The organism is Arthrobacter sp. ERGS1:01 (genome assembly GCF_001281315.1).
In the GTDB taxonomy this organism is placed as follows: domain Bacteria; phylum Actinomycetota; class Actinomycetes; order Actinomycetales; family Micrococcaceae; genus Specibacter.
This window is the reverse complement of record NZ_CP012479.1, coordinates 1,687,127-1,705,920: the sequence shown is the minus strand read 5'-3', so window position 1 is coordinate 1,705,920 and position 18,794 is coordinate 1,687,127. Positions and strand designations below refer to the sequence as shown.

Annotated in this window: 20 protein-coding genes; 8 read left to right on the top strand and 12 right to left on the bottom strand. The window is 65.5% G+C overall.

The annotated features are described in order from the left end of the window. The first annotated feature begins 114 nt into the window (after positions 1-114). The gene (locus tag AL755_RS11555) at positions 115-606 is read left to right on the top strand and encodes a YbaK/EbsC family protein (RefSeq protein WP_054011130.1); all 492 of its coding nucleotides are present in this window, start codon (positions 115-117) and stop codon (positions 604-606) included. 25 nt (positions 607-631) lie between these two features. Here AL755_RS11555 and AL755_RS11550 read toward each other — a convergent pair whose 3' ends face one another. Further along, positions 632-2,230, bottom strand: a complete 1,599-nt coding sequence (locus tag AL755_RS11550) for an ABC-F family ATP-binding cassette domain-containing protein (protein WP_054011129.1) — start codon at positions 2,228-2,230, stop codon at positions 632-634. 145 nt (positions 2,231-2,375) lie between these two features. Here AL755_RS11550 and AL755_RS11545 point away from each other — a divergent pair, with 145 nt between their 5' ends. The 3 genes from AL755_RS11545 to AL755_RS11535 are packed head-to-tail and all read left to right on the top strand — an operon-like array spanning position 2,376 to position 4,413. Next, positions 2,376-3,032 carry a biotin transporter BioY gene (locus AL755_RS11545; RefSeq protein WP_082369185.1) on the top strand — a complete coding sequence of 219 codons (657 nt, stop codon included), beginning with the start codon at positions 2,376-2,378 and terminating at the stop codon, positions 3,030-3,032. Continuing rightward, complete coding sequence (locus tag AL755_RS11540) at positions 3,029-3,748, top strand: energy-coupling factor ABC transporter ATP-binding protein (protein ID WP_445290502.1); 720 nt, start codon at positions 3,029-3,031, stop codon at positions 3,746-3,748. Before AL755_RS11545 ends, AL755_RS11540 begins: the two co-directional genes overlap by 4 nt. Further along, positions 3,748-4,413: an energy-coupling factor transporter transmembrane component T family protein gene (locus AL755_RS11535; RefSeq protein WP_054011128.1), complete on the top strand. Its 666-nt coding sequence runs from the start codon at positions 3,748-3,750 to the stop codon at positions 4,411-4,413. Before AL755_RS11540 ends, AL755_RS11535 begins: the two co-directional genes overlap by 1 nt. A gap of 79 nt (positions 4,414-4,492) precedes the next feature. Here the strand turns inward: AL755_RS11535 and AL755_RS11530 are convergent, their stop codons facing one another. The 3 genes from AL755_RS11530 to AL755_RS11520 all read right to left on the bottom strand — a co-directional run bounded on the left by AL755_RS11530 (position 4,493) and on the right by AL755_RS11520 (position 7,406). Further along, complete coding sequence (locus AL755_RS11530; protein ID WP_054011127.1) at positions 4,493-5,197, bottom strand: DUF4097 family beta strand repeat-containing protein; 705 nt, start codon at positions 5,195-5,197, stop codon at positions 4,493-4,495. 92 nt (positions 5,198-5,289) lie between these two features. Beyond that, complete coding sequence (locus tag AL755_RS11525) at positions 5,290-6,630, bottom strand: FtsX-like permease family protein (RefSeq protein ID WP_054011126.1); 1,341 nt, start codon at positions 6,628-6,630, stop codon at positions 5,290-5,292. Beyond that, positions 6,627-7,406, bottom strand: coding sequence for an ABC transporter ATP-binding protein (locus tag AL755_RS11520; protein ID WP_237762669.1), 780 nt, complete (start codon positions 7,404-7,406; stop codon positions 6,627-6,629). The genes AL755_RS11525 and AL755_RS11520 overlap by 4 nt, the downstream gene beginning before the upstream one ends. A 112-nt stretch (positions 7,407-7,518) precedes the next feature. Here AL755_RS11520 and AL755_RS11515 point away from each other — a divergent pair, with 112 nt between their 5' ends. From AL755_RS11515 to AL755_RS11505, 3 genes are all read left to right on the top strand, one after another. After that, positions 7,519-8,697 carry a sensor histidine kinase gene (locus AL755_RS11515; protein ID WP_054011124.1) on the top strand — a complete coding sequence of 393 codons (1,179 nt, stop codon included), beginning with the start codon at positions 7,519-7,521 and terminating at the stop codon, positions 8,695-8,697. 22 nt (positions 8,698-8,719) lie between these two features. Continuing rightward, positions 8,720-9,400, top strand: a complete 681-nt coding sequence (locus AL755_RS11510; RefSeq protein ID WP_237762668.1) for a response regulator transcription factor — start codon at positions 8,720-8,722, stop codon at positions 9,398-9,400. A 118-nt stretch (positions 9,401-9,518) separates the two neighbouring features. Further along, positions 9,519-9,818, top strand: coding sequence for a hypothetical protein (locus AL755_RS11505; protein ID WP_054011122.1), 300 nt, complete (start codon positions 9,519-9,521; stop codon positions 9,816-9,818). 122 nt (positions 9,819-9,940) lie between these two features. Here the strand turns inward: AL755_RS11505 and AL755_RS11500 are convergent, their stop codons facing one another. Both AL755_RS11500 and AL755_RS11495 read right to left on the bottom strand, forming a co-directional pair. After that, a complete protein-coding gene (locus tag AL755_RS11500) occupies positions 9,941-11,122 on the bottom strand; it encodes a thiolase family protein (RefSeq protein WP_054011121.1) in 1,182 nt (393 codons plus the stop codon). After that, positions 11,103-12,515: a class I adenylate-forming enzyme family protein gene (locus AL755_RS11495; protein ID WP_054011120.1), complete on the bottom strand. Its 1,413-nt coding sequence runs from the start codon at positions 12,513-12,515 to the stop codon at positions 11,103-11,105. The genes AL755_RS11500 and AL755_RS11495 overlap by 20 nt, the downstream gene beginning before the upstream one ends. A gap of 66 nt (positions 12,516-12,581) precedes the next feature. On the opposite strand from AL755_RS11495, the gene ypfJ reads away from it, so the two are divergent. Then, positions 12,582-13,496, top strand: coding sequence for a KPN_02809 family neutral zinc metallopeptidase (gene ypfJ, locus AL755_RS11490; protein WP_054011119.1), 915 nt, complete (start codon positions 12,582-12,584; stop codon positions 13,494-13,496). 123 nt (positions 13,497-13,619) lie between these two features. On the opposite strand, the gene AL755_RS11485 is transcribed toward ypfJ, so the two are convergent. The 6 genes from AL755_RS11485 to AL755_RS11460 are packed head-to-tail and all read right to left on the bottom strand — an operon-like array spanning position 13,620 to position 18,750. Further along, positions 13,620-13,970 (bottom strand): metal-sulfur cluster assembly factor, encoded by a 351-nt coding sequence (locus AL755_RS11485; RefSeq protein WP_054011118.1) that lies wholly within the window; start codon positions 13,968-13,970, stop codon positions 13,620-13,622. 54 nt (positions 13,971-14,024) lie between these two features. After that, the gene (gene sufC, locus AL755_RS11480) at positions 14,025-14,792 is read right to left on the bottom strand and encodes a Fe-S cluster assembly ATPase SufC (RefSeq protein WP_054011117.1); all 768 of its coding nucleotides are present in this window, start codon (positions 14,790-14,792) and stop codon (positions 14,025-14,027) included. A 36-nt stretch (positions 14,793-14,828) separates the two neighbouring features. Next, positions 14,829-15,185: a non-heme iron oxygenase ferredoxin subunit gene (locus tag AL755_RS11475; protein ID WP_054011116.1), complete on the bottom strand. Its 357-nt coding sequence runs from the start codon at positions 15,183-15,185 to the stop codon at positions 14,829-14,831. After that, positions 15,185-16,501, bottom strand: a complete 1,317-nt coding sequence (sufD, locus tag AL755_RS11470; protein ID WP_054011115.1) for a Fe-S cluster assembly protein SufD — start codon at positions 16,499-16,501, stop codon at positions 15,185-15,187. The genes AL755_RS11475 and sufD overlap by 1 nt, the downstream gene beginning before the upstream one ends. Further along, positions 16,502-17,977 (bottom strand): Fe-S cluster assembly protein SufB, encoded by a 1,476-nt coding sequence (gene sufB / locus AL755_RS11465; RefSeq protein ID WP_054011114.1) that lies wholly within the window; start codon positions 17,975-17,977, stop codon positions 16,502-16,504. Further along, positions 17,977-18,750, bottom strand: a complete 774-nt coding sequence (locus AL755_RS11460) for a helix-turn-helix transcriptional regulator (RefSeq protein WP_054011113.1) — start codon at positions 18,748-18,750, stop codon at positions 17,977-17,979. Before AL755_RS11460 ends, sufB begins: the two co-directional genes overlap by 1 nt. Positions 18,751-18,794: the final 44 nt, after the last annotated feature.

Below are 18,794 nucleotides of genomic sequence, written 5' to 3'. Positions count from 1 at the left end.
GGCGCTTTCCGGGCTTATCGGCGGGTCAGGAACCGCCCATAAGCCGGGAAACCGCCGTTATGCGACGTAAGCGCGGTTGTGTGGAGGCTGTGACATTGCCCATAGACTGGGACCATGAGTGCTGAAGCAACCCCGGAAACCGCCAATCCCGTCGTCGAGAACGTGCGCCGGGCGCTGCTGGCCGCGGGGCTCCCCGACACGGTCATCGTCGTGGAGGAAACCGTCGCGACGGCGGCCACAGCTGCAGCAGCCCTGGGTTGTGAGGTGGGCGCAATCGCCAACAGCCTGATTTTTGAATGCGGCGGCGAACCGTTGTTGATCCTGGCCAGCGGGGCCGCGAAGGTCAACGCGAAGCTGGTGGCCAGGGAGCACGGTTTGCCCAAGATTGGCCGGGCCACCCCCGAGTTCGTGCTGGAGCACGCCGGGCAGCCGGTGGGTGGTGTCGCCCCCTTGGGGCACCGGGCACCCATCCGGGCATTTTTGGACACGGACCTGGCCCGCTTCCCGCTCCTGTGGGCGGGCGCGGGAAGCCATCAGGCCATGTTGTCCCTCACGTATGAGGAACTGTTGTGGGTCACCGGCGCGGTGCCGACGGCGGTCCGCTGACCGCCGTCGCTGCCGGGCGTGGGGACTAAGCCAGGGTGATCAGGTCCAGGTAATCCGGGTTCCAGAGGTCCTCGTCGCCGTCGGGCAGCAGGACCACGCGCTCGGGATCGAGTGCCTCCACGGCGCCTTCATCGTGGCTGACCAGGACCACGGCTCCGCTGTAGTTCTTCAGGGCGCCGAGGATCTCCGCGCGGCTGGCGGGGTCAAGGTTGTTCGTGGGCTCATCGAGGAGCAGCACGTTGGCCGAGGACGCCACGATCGTGGCCAGCGCCAGGCGGGTCTTCTCACCACCGGAGAGAACCCCGGCCGGCTTGTTGACGTCGTCGCCGGAGAACAGGAAGGATCCGAGGATCCCGCGCACTTCGGCGTCGTTCATGTCACCGGCGGCCGAGCGCATGTTTTCCAGCACGGTGCGGGTGACGTCGAGGGTGTCGTGCTCCTGGGCGTAGTAGCCCACCTTGAGCCCGTGCCCGTGGATGATCTCCCCGGTGTCCGGCTTGGCCACGCCGGCCAGCATGCGCAGGAGCGTGGTCTTGCCGGCACCGTTGAGGCCCAGGATGACCACCTTGGAGCCGCGGTCGATCGCCAGGCTGACGTCGGTGAAGATTTCCAGCGAGCCGTAGGACTTGCTCAGGCCCTCGGCCATGAGCGGGGTCTTCCCGCACGGTGAGGGGTCCGGGAAGCGCAGCGCGGCAACCTTGTCCTGGGCCCGGACGTCCTCCAGGCCGGCCAGCAGGCGTTCGGCACGCTTGGCCATGTTCTGGGCGGCGACGGCCTTGGTGGCCTTGGCACGCATCTTGTTGGCCTGCTCCATGAGGACTCCGGCCTTCTTTTCCGCGTTGGCGCGTTCCCGGCGTCGGGCCCGTTCGTCGGTCTCGCGCTGGGCCAGGTACTTCTTCCAGCCCAGGTTGTACTGGTCGATCGTGGCGCGGTTGGCGTCCAGGTGGAAGACCTTGTTCACCGTGGCCTCGAGCAGATCGGTGTCGTGGCTGATCACGATCAGCCCGCCCTGATGGCTCTTGAGGAAGTCCCGCAGCCAGGCGATGGAGTCGGCGTCAAGGTGGTTCGTGGGCTCATCGAGGAGCATGGTCTGGGCGCCGGAGAAAAGAATCCGGGCGAGTTCCACACGGCGGCGCTGACCACCGGAGAGCGTCTTCAGCGGCTGGTTCAGGATCCGCTCCGGCAGGGCCAGGTTGGAGGAGATGGCGGCGGCCTCAGCCTCGGCAGCATAGCCCCCGCCGGCCAGGAATTCCTGCTCGAGCCGGTCATAGCGGCGCATGGCCTTGTCCCGGACGTTGTTGTCCTCGCTGGCCATGTCGTGCTCGGCGGCGCGCAGCTTGGTGATGACCTTGTCCAGGTCGCGGGCGGCAAGGATCCTGTCCTTCGCCAGCTGTTCCATGTCGGGAGTGCGGGGATCCTGGGGCAGGTAGCCGATCTCGCCGCTGCGGGTGACCTTGCCGCCGGCAGGCAGGCCCTCCCCTGCCAGGACGCGGGTCAGCGTCGTCTTGCCGGCACCGTTACGTCCCACCAGGCCGATCTTGTCACCCTTGTCGATCCGAAATGACACTTCGTCCATGAGCAGTCGCGCCCCGGCGCGTAACTCAAGGTCTTGGACCGTAATCAACGTAGTAACCTTTCACGTAAGTGGGTAAGTGCCGCGAAACGAACGTCTGCCCCTTAAATACTGGCAGGACTTGCGTTGAACAACCTGTCCAGTCTAGCGAGGTTCCGGCACAACAAAAATCCCCAGGCATCGGAAAGTAGTGAGAATGAATCGAACATCACGCCCGCAGCAGGAAAAGCTTGTCCCTGCGACGGATTCGACGGCGGCACCGGCCCCCCTGCAGTCTTCCGTGACTGCCGGACGACGCCGTTTCACCGCGGTTGACCTGTCCCTGATCGCCGTTTTCGCCGCACTCCTTGCCGCCTCCATCGCGGTGCCCGGCATCAATGTGGGCCCGCTGGGTGTGGCGATTACGCTGCAGACCCTGGTGGTCAGCCTGTGCGGGCTCGTTCTGGGATTTGCCCGCGGCACGGCCGCCGTCGGCCTGTACATCCTCCTGGGGTTGATTGGCCTGCCCATCTTCAGCGGCTTCCGTGCCGGTCCGGCCGTGTTGGCCAGCCCGTCGGCCGGCTACATCATCGGCTTCATCTTTGGCGTGGCCGTGGTGGGCCTGTTGGCCAGCTGGGCCGTGCGCAGCCGTTTCCGCGCCGCAGCGCTGTTCGGTGCCGCCCTGGCCGGCATGGTGGTCATCCACGCGAGCGGGATCATCGGCTTCGTCATCAAGGGCATGAGCCTGCCGGCGGCCATCGGTGCCGACGCCATCTACCTGCCCGGTGACATCCTCAAGAACGTCATTGCCGTGGCCATCGCGCTGAGCCTGCACCGTGCTTTCCCCGATGTGTTGGTGCGACGCCGCCGGTGACCGTCCCAGCATCACGTTCAATCGTCCTGTCGGCGGCCGGGGTTTCCATTCCCCCGGCCGATGCCCGGGACACTGCTCCGAAAACCATCCTCCGGCCGCTTTCCCTGGAGCTGCGCGAACAGCGGATTGCCGTCATCGGCGCCAACGGCTCCGGCAAGTCCACGCTGCTGCGCCTGCTCAACGGGCTGGTGCTTCCGTCTACGGGCACCGTTGGCGTCAACGGCCTCGACACCCGCACCCAGGGTTCGGCCGTGCGTCGCACGGTTGGTTTTGTCTTCACCGACCCGTTGTCGCAGCTCGTCATGCCCACGCCCGTGGAGGACGTGGAGTTGTCCCTGCGCCGGCTCAAGCTGGGCAAGAAAGAACGGCGCGCCAAGGCCGAATCCATCCTGGAGTCCTATGGGCTGGCGCACCTATCCGGCAACAGCGTTTACGAGCTCTCCGGCGGCGAACGCCAGCTGGTGGCGTTGGCTGCGGTGCTGGCCGTGGAGCCTTCCATCCTGGTCCTCGACGAGCCGTCCACGCTGCTGGACCTGCGCAACACGCGTTTGCTGCGCGAACGATTGGAGCAACTGCCCCAACAGATCATCATGTCCACCCATGACCTGTCCCTGGCCGCCACCTTTGAGCGGATCCTGGTGGTCGACGACGCCGGCATCGCCTTTGACGGTCCGGCCGCCGAGGCCGTGGACCGGTACCGGGCCTTGGTGGGCTGATGCGCGGGCACGCCCATTTGGTGGCCGGGTACATTCCCGGCACCTCCTTTGTCCACCGCATGCCGCTGGGGCTAAAAGCAGTCCTGCTGCTTTTAGTGGCCGTGCTGTGCCTGGCCTCCCCCGCCATACCGGTGGGAATCGGGGCCGCCGTCACGACCTTCGTCCTGGTGATGGTGGTTGCGTCCCATGCCCTTGCGGGCTTGCCCTGGCGGAGGCTGTGGAGCGCCCTTCGCATGATGATTGTGTTCCTGGTGCTCATCGCGGCCTACCAGTGGTGGCAGCACGGCCCGGTGGTGGCCTGGCAGGTGATAGCGGCGATCGTTGCCACCGTGCTGGCGTCCAACGTGCTCACCGCGACCACGCCCGTCGACGAACTATTGGACGGTCTCGACGCCATGGTGCGCCCGTTGGAGCGGTTCGGCGCGGATCCCGAACGGTTTTCGCTGACCGTGGCGCTCATGCTGCGCAGCATCCCCTTTGTGATTGGCGCGTTCAGCGACGTCCGCGATGCCGCCCGGGCTCGTGGACTGGAACGGAACCTGCTGGCCCGGTCCTTGCCTGTTGTGATTGCCACGGTCGGCTACGCCCAGGCCACCGGCGAGGCGCTGGTGGCCCGGGGTCTGGGGGAAACCGAGCCGGATCTGCCCGAAGCTGACCGGCCGTAGCCTGCCGGATTCGAACCGCCGGTGCGTGAGACTAAATTCTCGCCACTTTTCAACTGGTCACTCGTTAACGCCGCGGGAGTTACGGCGCCTTTTCGACGGAAATGTCACCGTTGCGGGAATGGGCTTTCACCACATGGGCGCTGCCGTCGTCCGTGGCCACGTTCACGCTGATCCTCCCCTTCTTCGCGGACGTGTCGACTGCATACGTCGCTTGTGGAAGGGCCAGTTGGATGATTCCGTCCTGGCTTTGTACGTTGACGAGGTCGGGCACTGCGCCAAGCTCGAGCTGAACCTTGCCGTTCCTGCTGCTCGCCGTCACTGACTTGGCCGAGATCTTCTCCGCGTCAATATCTCCGTCCATGGTCATCAAGCTCAGCTCGGTAGTGAATCCGGTCGCTTTGATGCGGCCGCCGCCGTTTTCAGCGGAAAGAGTGACGTTTCGCGGTACTTTTACGGTGAACCGGGCGCCGCAATTAATGGAGATACCTGTGCAGCTCTGGTCCAGTGTCAGGGTGTTCCCGTCCAGCTGCCATACGGACTTGGGCTCTGCGCCGATCATTGACCCGCTGCTCGCCCGCTCGACCTGGATCTCGTCGACGTCTGCGGAGATGAGTTCAAGGTCGGAGGAGTGTGAGGTCACGATGAGGTTCTCCCCGCTGAACGAGAACGACTTCGTCTCCACGGTGGCGTTGGCTGTGCCGCTCTCGCTGCCGCAACCGGTGGCGACAAGGGCCAGGAGAACGATCCCGCCAAGGGCGAGCAGGGTGCGTGGTTTGGTAGTCATAGTGTGATTCCTTATTTCTGGGGGCATGCAGTGCTGCATGCCGTTGAACTTCTTGGAGAAGGGGTGGTTAGTCGTGTAGCCGCAGCGGCGCGTCAGCTGCGAAGCGCGTTGGGGACGTTGGTGCGGGATGCTGCAATGGCTGGCCATAGCAATGCCGCGCAGGGAGTGGCGAGCGTCAAGGCAGCGAGTCCGCAGAGCGTGACCCAGGGCAGACCGGACACTATTTCGAGCTGGGAAACACGGGCGCCAATGGCGACGGTCCAGCAAGCGATCACCAAAGTGATGAGGCCGAAGAGGATCGCAGTGATCGCATAGATGAGCCCCTCGTACAGGGTTGACCGGGCGATGACGCCGGGGCGCGCACCGGCCACACTCAGGAGAGCGGAGTCTCGGTGCCGCTCGCGTCCCACCAGTGCGATGACGGCCAGGCCCCCGACCCACGAGACAACAAAGACCCAGCCCAGGACGACGAGCACATCGCCAACGCCGGCTGTGCCACCGGGCATCGCGTTTCCGATCACCATGAACAGGCCCACCATGGACAGGGCCAAAGCAAAGGGCAACACGGTGGTGACGCTGCGGGCCGCACGGGTTCGGCAGGAGTGGACAGCCAGCCGCCATGCCACGTTGTTGGCCGGTACCGCTGCTGTCCACAACGACATCAGGGGCGTAAGAACCCAGGGCCCCATGACCAGCAACAGGCACACCAAGAAGAGATTGCCGGCGAAGGCGAAGGCCGTGCGCTGTTCAAATCCACCGCTGAGTTCCAGACCCAAACCGGGGATCCACATGCCTACTACACCGGCGAACAGGCAGAATGCCAGAATGCTCCGGCCGACACCGGGCCGCACGCCCGGGTCTGCGTTCTCGCGGAAAGCACGCATCTCCGGGGTCTTCGACGCGCGTCGCGCGGCACCCCAACCACCCACAAAACAGGGAAATACTCCTGCCGCCACTGCAGCGCCAAGGTGCCACGGCTGGAAGGCGATGCCGGCTCCGTGAAGGTCAAGGCCGGAATTGGTCCATTGAACCAGCGCTACGGCAGCGACCAAGAGCGCCAGCGGCAGTGCGAGGACCCCTGCTACCAAGCCCAGAACTGTTAGCTCGGCGTTCAGCACGCTGCGCACACGCCCGCGAGGGACGCCCAGCACCAGCCACAATGCGTGTTCGCGGCGCTGGCTTGTCAGCGTCAAGCTCACGGTGGATGCGACTACCCCGACCGAGGCCAGCACCGTGAAGAAGACAATATTTCCCCCGAGCGCAATCGCAGCCGTTGCCATGTTGGCGTCCCCTGCATGCCGGGCTGCACCCAGGGCGGTAAACATGGCAATCACCGAGCCCGCCGAACATGCTGCACCAACTGTGGCGCACAGGACGGTCCACAGCCACATTGCAGCTTGACGGCGGACGTCGGCCATCACCAGGCGGATCACGCCGGCACCTCCGCGGAATCGGCAACGGCCTGCGCAGCAAGGATGGCATCGGCAATCGCGTGGCTATCCCCACCAGCCATGACCTGGTGGATGTGACCGGAACCCATGACCACCACCTGGTCCGCCCTGGCTGCGGCGAGAGGATCATGGGTCACCATCACAACGGTGGTTCCCTGGGCCGGAAGAGCTTGCAACCAATCGAGGACAACATGGCCCGATTGCAGGTCAAGGGCGCCGGTGGGTTCATCGGCGAACACAATGCGCGGCTGGTTGGCCACAACCCGGGCAATCGCGACACGTTGACGTTCGCCGCCGGACAGCCTGTCCGGGCGCCGCCGGGCAAGTTTTCCGATGCCCAGGCGCTCCATCGCGTCGCGAATGCGCTTCTTGGGCACCTTGTGGCCGGCGAGGCGGGCCGGGAGCGCAATGTTCTCTTCCACGGTGAGGGAGCTGACCAGGTTGTAGTCCTGGAAGACGAAGCCGATGTGTTCACTGCGGAAGGTGGCACGCTGACGCGGGTTGAGGGAACCGAGCTCCACTCCGAGCACTTCGATGGTGCCGCCGGTGGGCTCTTCAAGCCCCGCGGCACAGAAGAGCAGGGTTGACTTGCCGGAGCCGGATGGACCGACGATGGCGGTCAGCCGACCCTCGGGGATGTCGAGGTCGATGTCGTGCAGAATTCGGGCGCTCTCCTTGCCGCGTCCGGGAACTGGGAACGCCATGTGCAGGCCCCGTACTCGTACACAAAGGTTGGCGGAGTTGGATTCGATAGGCATATATCCATTCCACCGTTTCTGAAACGCACACGCACTGGTGCTGTCACCCGAGACAGGTAGAGCCAGGTCTACCTTTCGTTTCGGTGTGCCGGCCGTGTGGGAGAGTTGAGGCATGCCACCATCGATCCTGCTCCGAAGGGTGCTGACGGAGGTTGTGGCCGCAGCACTGACTCCGCTGATGCTTGTGCTGCTGCCGCTACTGCCGCTGACGGCCGTCACCGTCGCGGAGATCGACAGGCTGCGGGCGCGTGCCTGCGGTGCACCGAGCTCACGGTTGCGCCCGGCCCACCAATCCTGGACCACATGGTGCCGTGCCCGGGTGCGCACCTCGGGATTGTGGCGTACGGACCTGCCCATATTCCTCACGGCACTCCTTCTCGGCCTGCTTTCGTTACTCGTAGTCTTCTTCGGTTTCATCGGCGCCTTGGCACTGGTGACCTCCCCCGTGCTCTGGGCCTTCGGCGTCGCGGCACAGGTGGGCCCCTTCACGCCCACCTCCTTTGGGCAGTCGTTGGCGGCCGTCCCCGCCGGCGCAGGACTGGCCCTGGTGACCGCGGCATTGCTCGTCGGTTTTTCGAAAGTGCGTGACGCTGCACTGCTCGGTTTTTCCAGCCGGCATGACCTGGACCTCCAAGCGCAGTTGAAGGAAGTGCGCAACAGCCGTGCCTCACTCACCGAAGCCTTCGAGCAGGAGCGCCGCCGCATCGAACGCGACCTGCACGACGGCGCGCAGCAGGACCTCGTGGCCGTGGTGCTCAGTCTTGGCCTGCTCGAATCAGCCGCGAGCTCCGGGGCGGACAAGGACCGCATCCAGGCACTGGCATTGCGCTCCCAGGATCAGGCGGAGCGGGCGCTGCGGCGCCTGCGCGACACAGTGCGCGGGATCCACCCGCCTGAACTCAGCGACTTGGGACTCGTGGCCGCAATCCGCGAGGTGGCCTCCCGTTCGCCATTGGACGTCGAAGTGGTGGCGGAGGACACCGATGATTCTTCACTCTCCTCCCCATCCGCGGGGGCGGTCTACTTCGCTGTATCCGAGGCACTGACCAACGTCGCCAAGCATGCCGGCGTCGACCACGTCAGGTTGGAGCTTTACTGCACGCAGGACGGCGTCAGAGCCCGCGTCATCGACACCGGAATCGGCGGCGTGGAACTCGGCAAAGGCACAGGTACCGGGCTCCTGGGACTCCGCGAACGGATGCGGAGCATCGGCGGCGACATCAGGGTCACCAGCCCGCCGGGTAGTGGCACCACGGTGAAGATCACCGCCCCCGCCGAGCCACAGTGGTGACGATGCAAAGCTGCAGACAACTATGAAGGAAAAGACAATGAGAATAGTGTTGGCCGATGATGCGGCACTCATCCTGGCCGGAATCAAGGAGATCCTTCAATCAAGCGGGCATGACGTGGTCCGCGAATGCATGGACGCGCCCTCCCTTGTTTCCGCCGTTGATGCCATGGCCCTCACAGTTGGGCTGCCGGACCTGGTGATCACCGATGTGCGGATGCCTCCGGGAAATACCGACGACGGTTTGCGGGCAGCCATCGATCTACAGGACCGACATCGCCACCTACCGATTCTGGTGCTGTCGGCCTACGTCACCGGGCCGTACATCAAGGAGCTACTCAATGGTCCCGGCGCCGACGCAGGCGTCGGATACCTTCTCAAGGAGAAGGTGGGTCGCGTCGGAGATTTCCTCCGGGCTGTCGAGATCGTCGCAGGTGGCGGCGTCGTCGTCGACCCGGAGGTGGTACGACACGTCACCAGGCCGGACTCTCCCACCGGACCGCTGAGTCGCCTGACTGCCCGAGAGACGCAAGTCCTCACCATGATGGCCGAGGGGGAATCGAACAAGGACATCGCCGATGCGCTCTACTTGTCCAACGCAGCGGTCAGCAAACACGTTGCCAACGTTTTCCTGAAGCTCGGCATGCCACCTGGCGAGGACAACCGCCGCGTCAAGGCAATTCTCACCTGGCTCGAACACCAGTGATGAACACCCACCTTCCATCGTGGCGTGCGCGGGGCGCACTGCCGGGACGCCGCGCATTGGGTTATTGTGTTGAAACGGATCACCCCTAGCAGCACCCTTCCACTTCCAGGAAAGAGCCATGAACAACATTCAAGCCACATCCGAAAGCCACAAGGGGCGCGGCCTAGGTATCACGGCGCTGATCCTGGCCATCCTGTTGAACATTGTTGGACTGATCGTGGGCATCATCGCCCTCGTCATCTCTCGCAGGGCCGGTGCAAAGAATGGCTGGGCCGTGGCTGCCATCATCGTCGGGGCCGTACTCTTTGTGGTCCTGGGCGGAGCAACCTTGATTGGTCTCACCGCAATCAATAGCCAGTGCGGGAATCTGGGGCCGGGCGTCCACCAGTGGAACGGCCTGACGCTGACCTGTTCCTGACACACAGCGCGTCAGGCCACGTGCCGAACCGCGGCTGCCCTATGGCCTCATCCACCGCAGGTCACGGCGTGGCGACCACCCAAAAGCCCTGGTAGGTTTTCAACGATTAACAACCCCGCTTTCTACAGCAGACTCCACCGGAACTGGGCCGTGATTCCCATGCCGCCGGCCATGCTGATCATGGCCAAGGCACCCAGGCCCGGTTCGGTACGGGCCGCGGACTGGGCAAAGAGCCGCACCACCGATACCGCTCCCGACGCACCATAAGGATGCCCCAGCGCGAGGGCGCCGCCGTCGAGGTTGAAGGCGTCGGGATCGAGGCCAGCCAGGTCTGCCGTGGCCAGCACCTGGGCGGCAAAGGCCTCGTTGAATTCGATCAGCCCGCTGTTGAGGGCGGCGGCGTCCTGCCCCGTGCGCTTCATGAGCGCCAGGGTTGAATGGGCGGCGCCCACGCCCAGCAAGTTGGGGTCCGTGCCGGCAACCGCACTGTCCACGAACGCTAAGCCTTCGGCGGCCAGTGAGCGAGCCCGTGCGGCAGTCGTGACCACTACGGCCGCTGCACCGTCGCTGTAGGGGCAGGAGTTTCCCGCCGTGACTGTGCCTCCGTCAACGAACGCTGCAGGGAATCGGGCCATGAGTGCAGGCGTGAGGTGGCGGTGCAGGCCCTCGTCGGCAATGAGACCGGCCAGCGGAAGCAATTCCTTCGAGAAGCGGCCGGCCGTGTCAGCGGCGTTGGCACGCCGGTGGCTTTCGAGAGCGTAGGCGTCCTGGCGTTCGCGGCCAATCCCGAAATGGCCCGCCACGTTTTCCGCGGCGACCCCGGCATCGGGATCGCCGGACTCCAGCGGCGCGAACTGGGCCCTGTCGAAGAAGTCCAGCGAACCGTCGGCCCGTCGATGGGCACGCGCCGGGGCGGTGCTGATGCTCTCTACTCCCCCAGCAACATAGGTGTCCCCGGCGCCGGCCTGGACCAACCGACAGGCCAGGACTATGGCCTCCAAACCGGAGCCGCACTGCCTGTCCACCGTCAGCCCGGGGACGCGGTCACCGAGGCCGGCCGTCAGCGCTGCCAGCCGTGCCACGTTGCCGCCCCCGCCGGTGGCGTTGCCCAGGATGACGTCGTCGACATCGGCGGCGGCCAGACCGGAATCGGCCAGCACCGCTGCCAGCACTGGTGCCGCGAGTTGATGGGCACGGAGTTCCTTATAGGCGCCGCCTGCCTTGGCCGTTGGCAGACGCCGGGCCGCGACGATGACGGGCGTACGGTCGGGAAGCGTACGAAGCTCAGGCGAGGCGTTGGGCACGAGCGTCCCCTTCCATGATCCAGTCCCGAAGTTGCGCCCGGCTGAGCTTGCCGCCGCCGGTCACGGGGGCCGCGGACAAGGCGAAATATTGGGTGGGCCGGGCTGCGGCGGGCAACTGCTTGGCCCGGGCGCGGCAATCAGTCAGGAACTGCTCAATGGGCATCTGCCCTGCCAGGATTCCGGCCACCACGCGCTGCCCGCGCAGGGGGTCCGCGACACCGGTCACCACCACGGTTCCGGCATCTTCCGAGCTCTCCAGTGCGCGCTCCACCAGCTGCGGGTACACGTTCGCGCCCGAGGTCACGATCATGTCGGACGCCCGGCCCAGCACGTTCAGGATCCCGTCACCGTCCAGGAAGCCCTGGTCGTGGACCGTATGCCAGTCGCCGTCGAGGGCCGTGAAGGCCAGCCCGTCGTCGCCCCACGCATAGCCGTCGCTGACCAGCGAGCTTCGCACACAAATGCTGCCTGGCTCTCCCTGGATGGTTGGCTCCCCGTCCGCATCCAGGATGGCCAGTTCGACGCCGGGAAACGCCGCCCCGACCGCGGTGCCGTTGTCGGGAAGAGGCGCTGCCGACGCCGCCACGAAGCCCAGCTCGGACGCACCGTAATACTGCTGGATGGTTGCCTCGGGCGCCCAGCGGCGGGCCAGCGCGGCAATCGCGGGCGGCAGGGCGGCGCCCGCGCAGACGATTGCCCGTACAGCGCCGGGTCCTTGGTCCGTGTCGAGCCCACGCTGTGCCAGCAACCCCAGGACCGCGGGTACCAGGACCAGCCGGGTCACGCCGTCGTTCTTGATGGCGCCAATGGCGGCGTCCGGGCTGAAGGAGGGCAGGGCCACGAAGGTGCCCCCGGCAAACAGCGATTCTCCGAGGGCGTAAAGGTTCATGCTGGCGGCCAAGGGCCCGGGAGCCAGCGTTACGTCATCGGGGCCTACGCCGAAGTAGGCGATGCTGCGCACGAAAGATTCCCGCCAGGACTCGCGGGAACGGGTGAATGCCTTCGGCAGGCCGCTGGTGCCAGAGGACAGACCCAGCATGAACGTGGTGTCCGGCGGGCCGTCGGTGAAACCCGGCTCCGGCGCAGGAGGTATCTCGCGGTCGCGGGCCCAATCGCCCACCTTTGCCTCGAGACCGGCCTTGAGGGTGTCCGGCCAGGAGGCGTCAACCACGGCTGCGACACCCGTGCCGGCCACGGCCGCGCAGAACTCCACCGCCAGCGAGGTGCTCGTGGGAGTGTCGATGACGTGGACACCGTCGGCGCCTTCATGGCGATGAAGCGCTGCGGCGGCCTGGCTGAGCTGTTCAAAGCTGAGTGAATCGGCTCCGACGATGACGGCCGGGTGCTGGGGCCTGGTCCGGGCCCAATGCTGGAGCTGGTTGATGAAAGGCATTGCCTTCATCGTAAACGAAGCGGGCCAACTGTCCCGCGGCGGGCCCGGAGCCGCTACCCTGATCCCATGACTTTTAATGAGGGGGCGCGGCTTGATCCATCACAAGCCGAGGACCAGCGGGGCGGATCGGGCGGCGGGATGGGCCGCGGAGGCAAGGTGGGCCTTGGCCTGGGCGGCGGACTGGTGGTGCTCATCGGGGCACTGCTGGGCATCAACCCGGAACTGCTCACTGGCCTTGTAGGTGACACGGGCGGGCAGCCGCCGGCCATTGAACAGACGGCCGGTTCGGCGCTGGGATCGTGCCTGACGGGCAAGGACGCCAACGACCGGCTGGATTGCCGGATCCTGGGCACCACCAATTCGCTCAACAGCTTTTGGCCCGGCTACCTGAGCCGGTACAAGGTCAAGTACACCCAGCCCAGGACCGTGATCTTCTCCTCGCGGGTAAACACCGCGTGCGGGGCGGCAAGTACCGACGTGGGCCCGTTCTACTGCCCCGCGGACAACAAGGCCTATTTTGACCCGTCGTTCTTCAACGAGCTCGAGACCCGGTTCGGGTCCTCGGGCGGTCCGCTGGCCCAGGAATATGTGGTGGCCCACGAGTTCGGCCATCACGTGCAAAACCTCATCGGCACCATCGGCAATGCCCAGCGGGACCCCAACGGCGCCCAATCGGCCGCCGTGCGCACCGAACTGCAGGCCGATTGCTATGCCGGAATCTGGATGCGGTACGCGTCCACCACACCGGCTCCGGGCAGTTCCCAACCGTTCCTGGCGCCGTTGACCCAAAAGGACCTCAACGACGCGCTCTCCGCGGCCTCATCGGTGGGCGACGACAGGATCCAGCAGGCCGCCACGGGACGCACCAACCCCGAGTCCTGGACCCACGGCTCCAGCGCCCAACGCCAAAAATGGATGTACACGGGGTACCAGAAAGCGGACCTCAAGGCCTGGGACACCTTCGCCGTGCCCAAGGTCTAGCGAGCCCGGTCACGCGAAGAGGCCCGGGTCTCGACAGGCTCGACCACCGGTGGTCGAGCCTGTCGAGACCCGGGCCTTCAGCCCGCGGACGGCCCGGCTGCGAAGCGGCCGAGGCGGTGGGGACTAGATGTTGAAGCCGAGGGCCCGCATCTGGTCGCGGCCGTCGTCGGTGATCCGCTCGGGACCCCACGGCGGCATCCACACCCAGTTGATCCGCCACTCGTCCACGATGGGCCCGAGGGAGTTCTCAACCTGTTCCTCGATGACGTCCTGCAGCGGGCAGGCCGCTGTGGTCAGCGTCATGTCCAGCAGCAGGGCGCCGTCCTCGCCGTAGCGCAGGCCGTACAGCAGGCCCAGGTCGACGACGTTGACGCCGAGTTCGGGGTCGATGACGTCCCGGAGGGCTTCTTCAACGTCCTCGAGGTCGGTCTGCGCACCCGCCGGGGCGGCGTTTGATTCGCTGATGTCAGTCATGGTTCCTTCTTCGCGATCGATGGATCGGTAAGGTTGTTGAACGGGGAGCGGCGGTTAGGCCGTGGCCGTTTCGGCAACCTGGTAGCGGTCGTAGCCTTCAGCTTCGAGGCGGTCGGCCAGTTCCGGGCCGCCCTGCTCGGCGATGTTGCCATCGACGAAGACGTGCACGAAGTCGGGCTTGATGTAGCGCAGGATGCGGGTGTAGTGGGTGATGAGCATGGTGCCCAGTCCACCGGCGTCGATGGCGCGGTTGACGCCCTCGGAGACAACCTTCAGTGCGTCGACGTCGAGGCCGGAGTCGGTCTCGTCGAGGATCGCGAACTTCGGCTTCAGGAGCTCAAGCTGGAGGATCTCGTGGCGCTTCTTCTCGCCACCGGAGAAACCTTCGTTGACGTTGCGCTCGGCGAACTCGGGCTCGATGCGCAGCTGCGCCATGGCGGCCTTGACGTCCTTGGTCCAGGTGCGCAGCTTGGGGGCTTCGCCGTCGACCGCGGTCTTGGCGGTGCGCAGGAAGTTGGTCATGGTGACGCCGGGGATTTCAACCGGGTACTGCATGGCCAGGAACAGGCCGGCGCGGGCGCGCTGGTCCACGGTCATCGCCAGGACGTCTTCGCCGTCGAGGGTGATGGAGCCGCTGTCCACGGTGTAGCGCGGGTGGCCGGCGATCGTGGAGGCCAGGGTGGACTTGCCGGAACCGTTGGGGCCCATGATGGCGTGGGTCTCACCGGTGTTGATGGTCAGGCTGACACCCTTGAGGATCGGCTTGACGCCCTGCTCGGTCTCAATGCTGACGTGCAGGTCCTTGATTTCCAGAGTAGACATACTCTATTTTCTCCTAAAATATGTGTGCGTGCGCCGCTACTGCGGGCTGACGCCGTTAAGAATGTTGGTGACGTCAACGTAGACGTCGCTGCCGTGAACGGCCAGGGCAAAGACGGGCACCGGTTCGAACGCCGGCAACGTCAGCGGTTCGCCCGTTTTTAAATCGAACGAGCTGCCGTGTGCCCAGCATTCGATGGTGCAGTCCTCCACGTCGCCCTCGCTGAGCGAAATTTCCGCATGCGAGCAGGTGTCCCCGATGGCGTGCAGCTCACCGTAGGAGTCCCTGACGATGGCAACTGGGATGTCGTCGATCTCCACCAGGAGGGCCGACTTCACCTCGACGTCGCCGTCCTGGCAGACCACGACGCCGGCGGGCGCGGAGGTTTCGGCCACTACAGTGCCCCTGCTGCCAGCTCACGTTCCACGGCGTCGCGCAAGCGCTCTTCCAGGGCGGGAACCTTGATGTGCTGGATGACCTCGTTGAGGAAGCCGCGCACCACCAAACGGCGGGCCACGTCTTCCTGGATGCCGCGCGACTGCAGGTAGAACAGCTGCTCGTCATCGAAGCGGCCCGTTGCACTTGCGTGCCCGGCGCCCTCGATCATGCCCGTTTCGATCTCCAGGTTCGGCACCGAATCGGCGCGGGCCCCCTGGGTCAGGATCAGGTTGCGGTTCATCTCGTAGGTGTCGGTGCCTTCGGCCTGCTTGCGGATCAGCACGTCGCCAATCCACACGGCGTGTGCGCCGTCGCCCTGCAACGCGCCCTTGTAGGTGACGCGGGACTTGCAGTTCTTCGTGGAGTGGTCAACGAACAGGCGCTGCTCCAGGTGCTGGCCGGCGTCGGCAAAGTACAGGCCGTACATTTCCACGTCGCCACCGGTGCCGGTGTAGCGGGCCGACGGCGTGGTGCGCAGCAGGTTGCCGCCAAGGTTGACGACGACGTGCTTGACGTGGGCGTCGCGGCCCACCGAGATGTGCTGGGCACTGGCGTGCACGGCGTCGTCGTTCCAGTCCTGGATGCTGACGACGGTCAGGTTGGCACCGTCCTCGAGGACGATCTCGACGTTTTCGCTGAGCACTGCGCTGCCGCGGTGGTCAAGGACCACGACGCCGGTGGCGAACTTCTTCGCGTGCACCACGATGTGCGAGGCGGCCGGGGTGTCCCCCGTGCCGGTCAGCGTCAGCGTGGTGACGTCGTCGTCCGTGCCGGCAAACTCGGCCGGCAAGGTGACAACGGTGGCCTCGGTGAAGTTCTCCCACGCGGCTGCCGCAACGCGGTCCTCGGGGATGCCGCCGGTGCCGATGCGGGCATCGTCGCGACCCACGGTCTCCACCGTGACGGCGTCGGGCTTGGAAACCTCGACCGTCGGGGCGGCGCCGTTGAGCTCCTGGCCCTTGACACCCACGCGGTCAAGGCCGCGCAGGCGCTTGAGCGGGGTGAAGCGCCAGTCCTCTTCACGGCCCGTGATGAGCGGGAAGTCGGCCAGCTTGTAGGAGGTCAGCCGGCCGGCGCGGGAGCTGTCCGGGATGCCGACGCCCCCACCGTGGCTGTCGCCGCCGTGGCTGTGGGCCTGGGCGGCGCTGCCGCCGAGCGGGCCGGTCTCCGGGTTGATTTCGGAAAGCTGCTCGCCCTCCTCCGTCATGCCCTTGATGAATCCCTGTGACCAAACTTTTTCTTCTGTTGCTTGTTCTTGCTTGAGCTCGGTCATTTAGCCGACGGCCCCTTCCATCTGCAGTTCGATCAGGCGGTTCAGTTCCAGCGCGTATTCCATGGGCAGTTCCTTCGCGATCGGCTCGATGAAGCCGCGCACGATCATGGCCATGGCCTCGTCCTCAGGCATGCCGCGGGACTGCAGGTAGAACAGCTGCTCCTCGCTCACCTTGGACACGGTGGCCTCGTGGCCCATGGAGACATCGTCTTCACGAACGTCCACGTACGGGTACGTGTCCGAGCGGGAGATGTTGTCCACCAGCAGGGCGTCGCAGCGCACGGTGTTGGCCGAGTGCGTGGCGCCTTCGCGGATCTGGACCAGGCCGCGGTAAGCGGCACGGCCGCCGCCACGGGCCACGGACTTGGAGATGATGGAGGACTGCGTGTTCGGCGCAATGTGGACCATCTTGGAACCGGTGTCCTGGTGCTGGCCCTCGCCGGCAAAAGCAACCGACAGGGTCTCGCCCTTGGCGTGCTCGCCCACCAGGTAGACGGCCGGGTACTTCATGGTGACCTTGGAACCGATGTTGCCGTCGACCCATTCCATGGTGGCGCCTTCGTGCGCAATGGCACGCTTGGTGACCAGGTTGTACACGTTGTTGGACCAGTTCTGGATGGTGGTGTAGCGAACGCGGGCGTTCTTCTTGACCACGATCTCGACGACGGCCGAGTGCAGGGAGTCCGAGGTGTAGATCGGGGCCGTGCAGCCTTCGATGTAGTGGACGTAGCTGCCCTCGTCGGCGATGATGAGCGTGCGCTCGAACTGGCCCATGTTTTCCGTGTTGATGCGGAAGTAGGCCTGCAGCGGGATCTCCACGTGGACGCCCGGCGGGACGTAGACGAAGGAGCCACCGGACCAGACGGCCGTATTCAGCGAGGCGAACTTGTTATCGCCCACCGGGATCATGGTGCCGAAGTACTCCTGGAAGATTTCCGGGTGTTCGCGCAGCGCGGTGTCGGTGTCGGTGAAGATGACGCCCTGGGCTTCCAGGTCCTCACGGATCTGGTGGTAGACAACCTCGGACTCGTACTGGGCCGTGACGCCGCCGACCAGGCGGTTGCGCTCGGCTTCCGGAATGCCCAGCTTCTCGTAGGTGTTCCGGATGTCCTCGGGAAGCTCTTCCCAGGTGCCGGCCTGCTTCTCCGTGGAGCGCACGAAGTACTTGATGTTGTCGAAGTCGATGCCGGAGAGGTCTGCACCCCAGGTGGGCATGGGCTTGCGGTCGAAGTACTTCAGGCCCTTCAGGCGCATGTCCAGCATCCACTGGGGCTCGCCCTTCTTGGCGGAGATGTCGCGGACGACCTCTTCGCTCAGGCCGCGGCGGGCGTTGTCGCTGACGGCGTTCTTGTCCGACCAGCCGAAGGCGTAGTTGCCCAAGCCCTCCAGCTCCGGGTTTCTTTCGAGGATGTCGTGGTTGGTGGCATCTTCCACCGCACCATCCGCGCGTACATCGTGCGCTAGTTGATCCGTCATCACGGCCTTTCTTGCTGATGGTTGGAAATACTCTTTGACGCGGGGGCGGAGTCCGGTCCCACGCTGATGCGCTTGCGGACCACCGCCCGCCCCGTTGGTACGTGGGTCGTGCAGACGTGTCCGCCACTGGCAAGGGTGGAGAGCCGCCGGACGTCGACGCCGAGGAGCCTGGAGAAGACTTCCGTTTCGGCGTCGCAAAATTCGGGGAACGTGGTGGCAAGTTCCTGGATGGGGCAGTGGCCCTGGCACAGTTGCTCGGCAGCCATGGCCGAGTCAGGGTTCAGGGAGTTCGACGTCGCCACGAACCTGTCGGCATTCAGTGCGGTTGCGAGGGCTTTGGACCGTGCGGCGACGTCGGAGCCGGCCGCGTCAACCGCGGGCCGGTACTTGGCCTCCATCTTCGCAAAGCGGCGTTCGGCGAACTCCGCCACACCGCGCGCTCCCCTGACATCGGCAATCTCGGACAGGGCAAGCCGGGCAATCTCAAGGTAGTCGTCGCCGATTTCACTTTGGCCCTGCTTGGAGACAACGTAGCGGCGGGCCGGGCGTCCGGCCCCGCTCTTGGCGTTGCTGATCAGTTTGACCTCGATCACGCCCTGGCGGGACAGGGTGTCAAGGTGCCGGCGGACGGCGGCCGGGGTCAGCCGGAGCATGGTGCCCATCTGCGCTGCGCTGATGGGGCCGTGTTCCAGGACGGCCGTCAGGACGCGGTCGCGGGTGCGCTCGTCCGGGTCGACGCCATGCATCTGCCCCGGATCCACTTGCGTGCTCATGACACCTCCGCTACCTGAAATTCATCGTTCATTAATAAACAACA

Coding starts and splice junctions, on each gene's coding strand:
- AL755_RS11555 (WP_054011130.1), top strand. CDS start 115: ATGAGTGCTGAAGCAACCCCGGAAACCGCCAATCCCGTCGTCGAGAAC.
- AL755_RS11545 (WP_082369185.1), top strand. CDS start 2,376: ATGAATCGAACATCACGCCCGCAGCAGGAAAAGCTTGTCCCTGCGACG.
- AL755_RS11535 (WP_054011128.1), top strand. CDS start 3,748: ATGCGCGGGCACGCCCATTTGGTGGCCGGGTACATTCCCGGCACCTCC.
- AL755_RS11530 (WP_054011127.1), bottom strand. CDS start 5,197: ATGACTACCAAACCACGCACCCTGCTCGCCCTTGGCGGGATCGTTCTC.
- AL755_RS11520 (WP_237762669.1), bottom strand. CDS start 7,406: ATGCCTATCGAATCCAACTCCGCCAACCTTTGTGTACGAGTACGGGGC.
- AL755_RS11515 (WP_054011124.1), top strand. CDS start 7,519: ATGCCACCATCGATCCTGCTCCGAAGGGTGCTGACGGAGGTTGTGGCC.
- AL755_RS11510 (WP_237762668.1), top strand. CDS start 8,720: ATGAAGGAAAAGACAATGAGAATAGTGTTGGCCGATGATGCGGCACTC.
- AL755_RS11505 (WP_054011122.1), top strand. CDS start 9,519: ATGAACAACATTCAAGCCACATCCGAAAGCCACAAGGGGCGCGGCCTA.
- AL755_RS11495 (WP_054011120.1), bottom strand. CDS start 12,515: ATGCCTTTCATCAACCAGCTCCAGCATTGGGCCCGGACCAGGCCCCAG.
- ypfJ (WP_054011119.1), top strand. CDS start 12,582: ATGACTTTTAATGAGGGGGCGCGGCTTGATCCATCACAAGCCGAGGAC.
- AL755_RS11485 (WP_054011118.1), bottom strand. CDS start 13,970: ATGACTGACATCAGCGAATCAAACGCCGCCCCGGCGGGTGCGCAGACC.
- sufC (WP_054011117.1), bottom strand. CDS start 14,792: ATGTCTACTCTGGAAATCAAGGACCTGCACGTCAGCATTGAGACCGAG.
- sufD (WP_054011115.1), bottom strand. CDS start 16,501: ATGACCGAGCTCAAGCAAGAACAAGCAACAGAAGAAAAAGTTTGGTCA.
- sufB (WP_054011114.1), bottom strand. CDS start 17,977: ATGACGGATCAACTAGCGCACGATGTACGCGCGGATGGTGCGGTGGAA.
- AL755_RS11460 (WP_054011113.1), bottom strand. CDS start 18,750: ATGAGCACGCAAGTGGATCCGGGGCAGATGCATGGCGTCGACCCGGAC.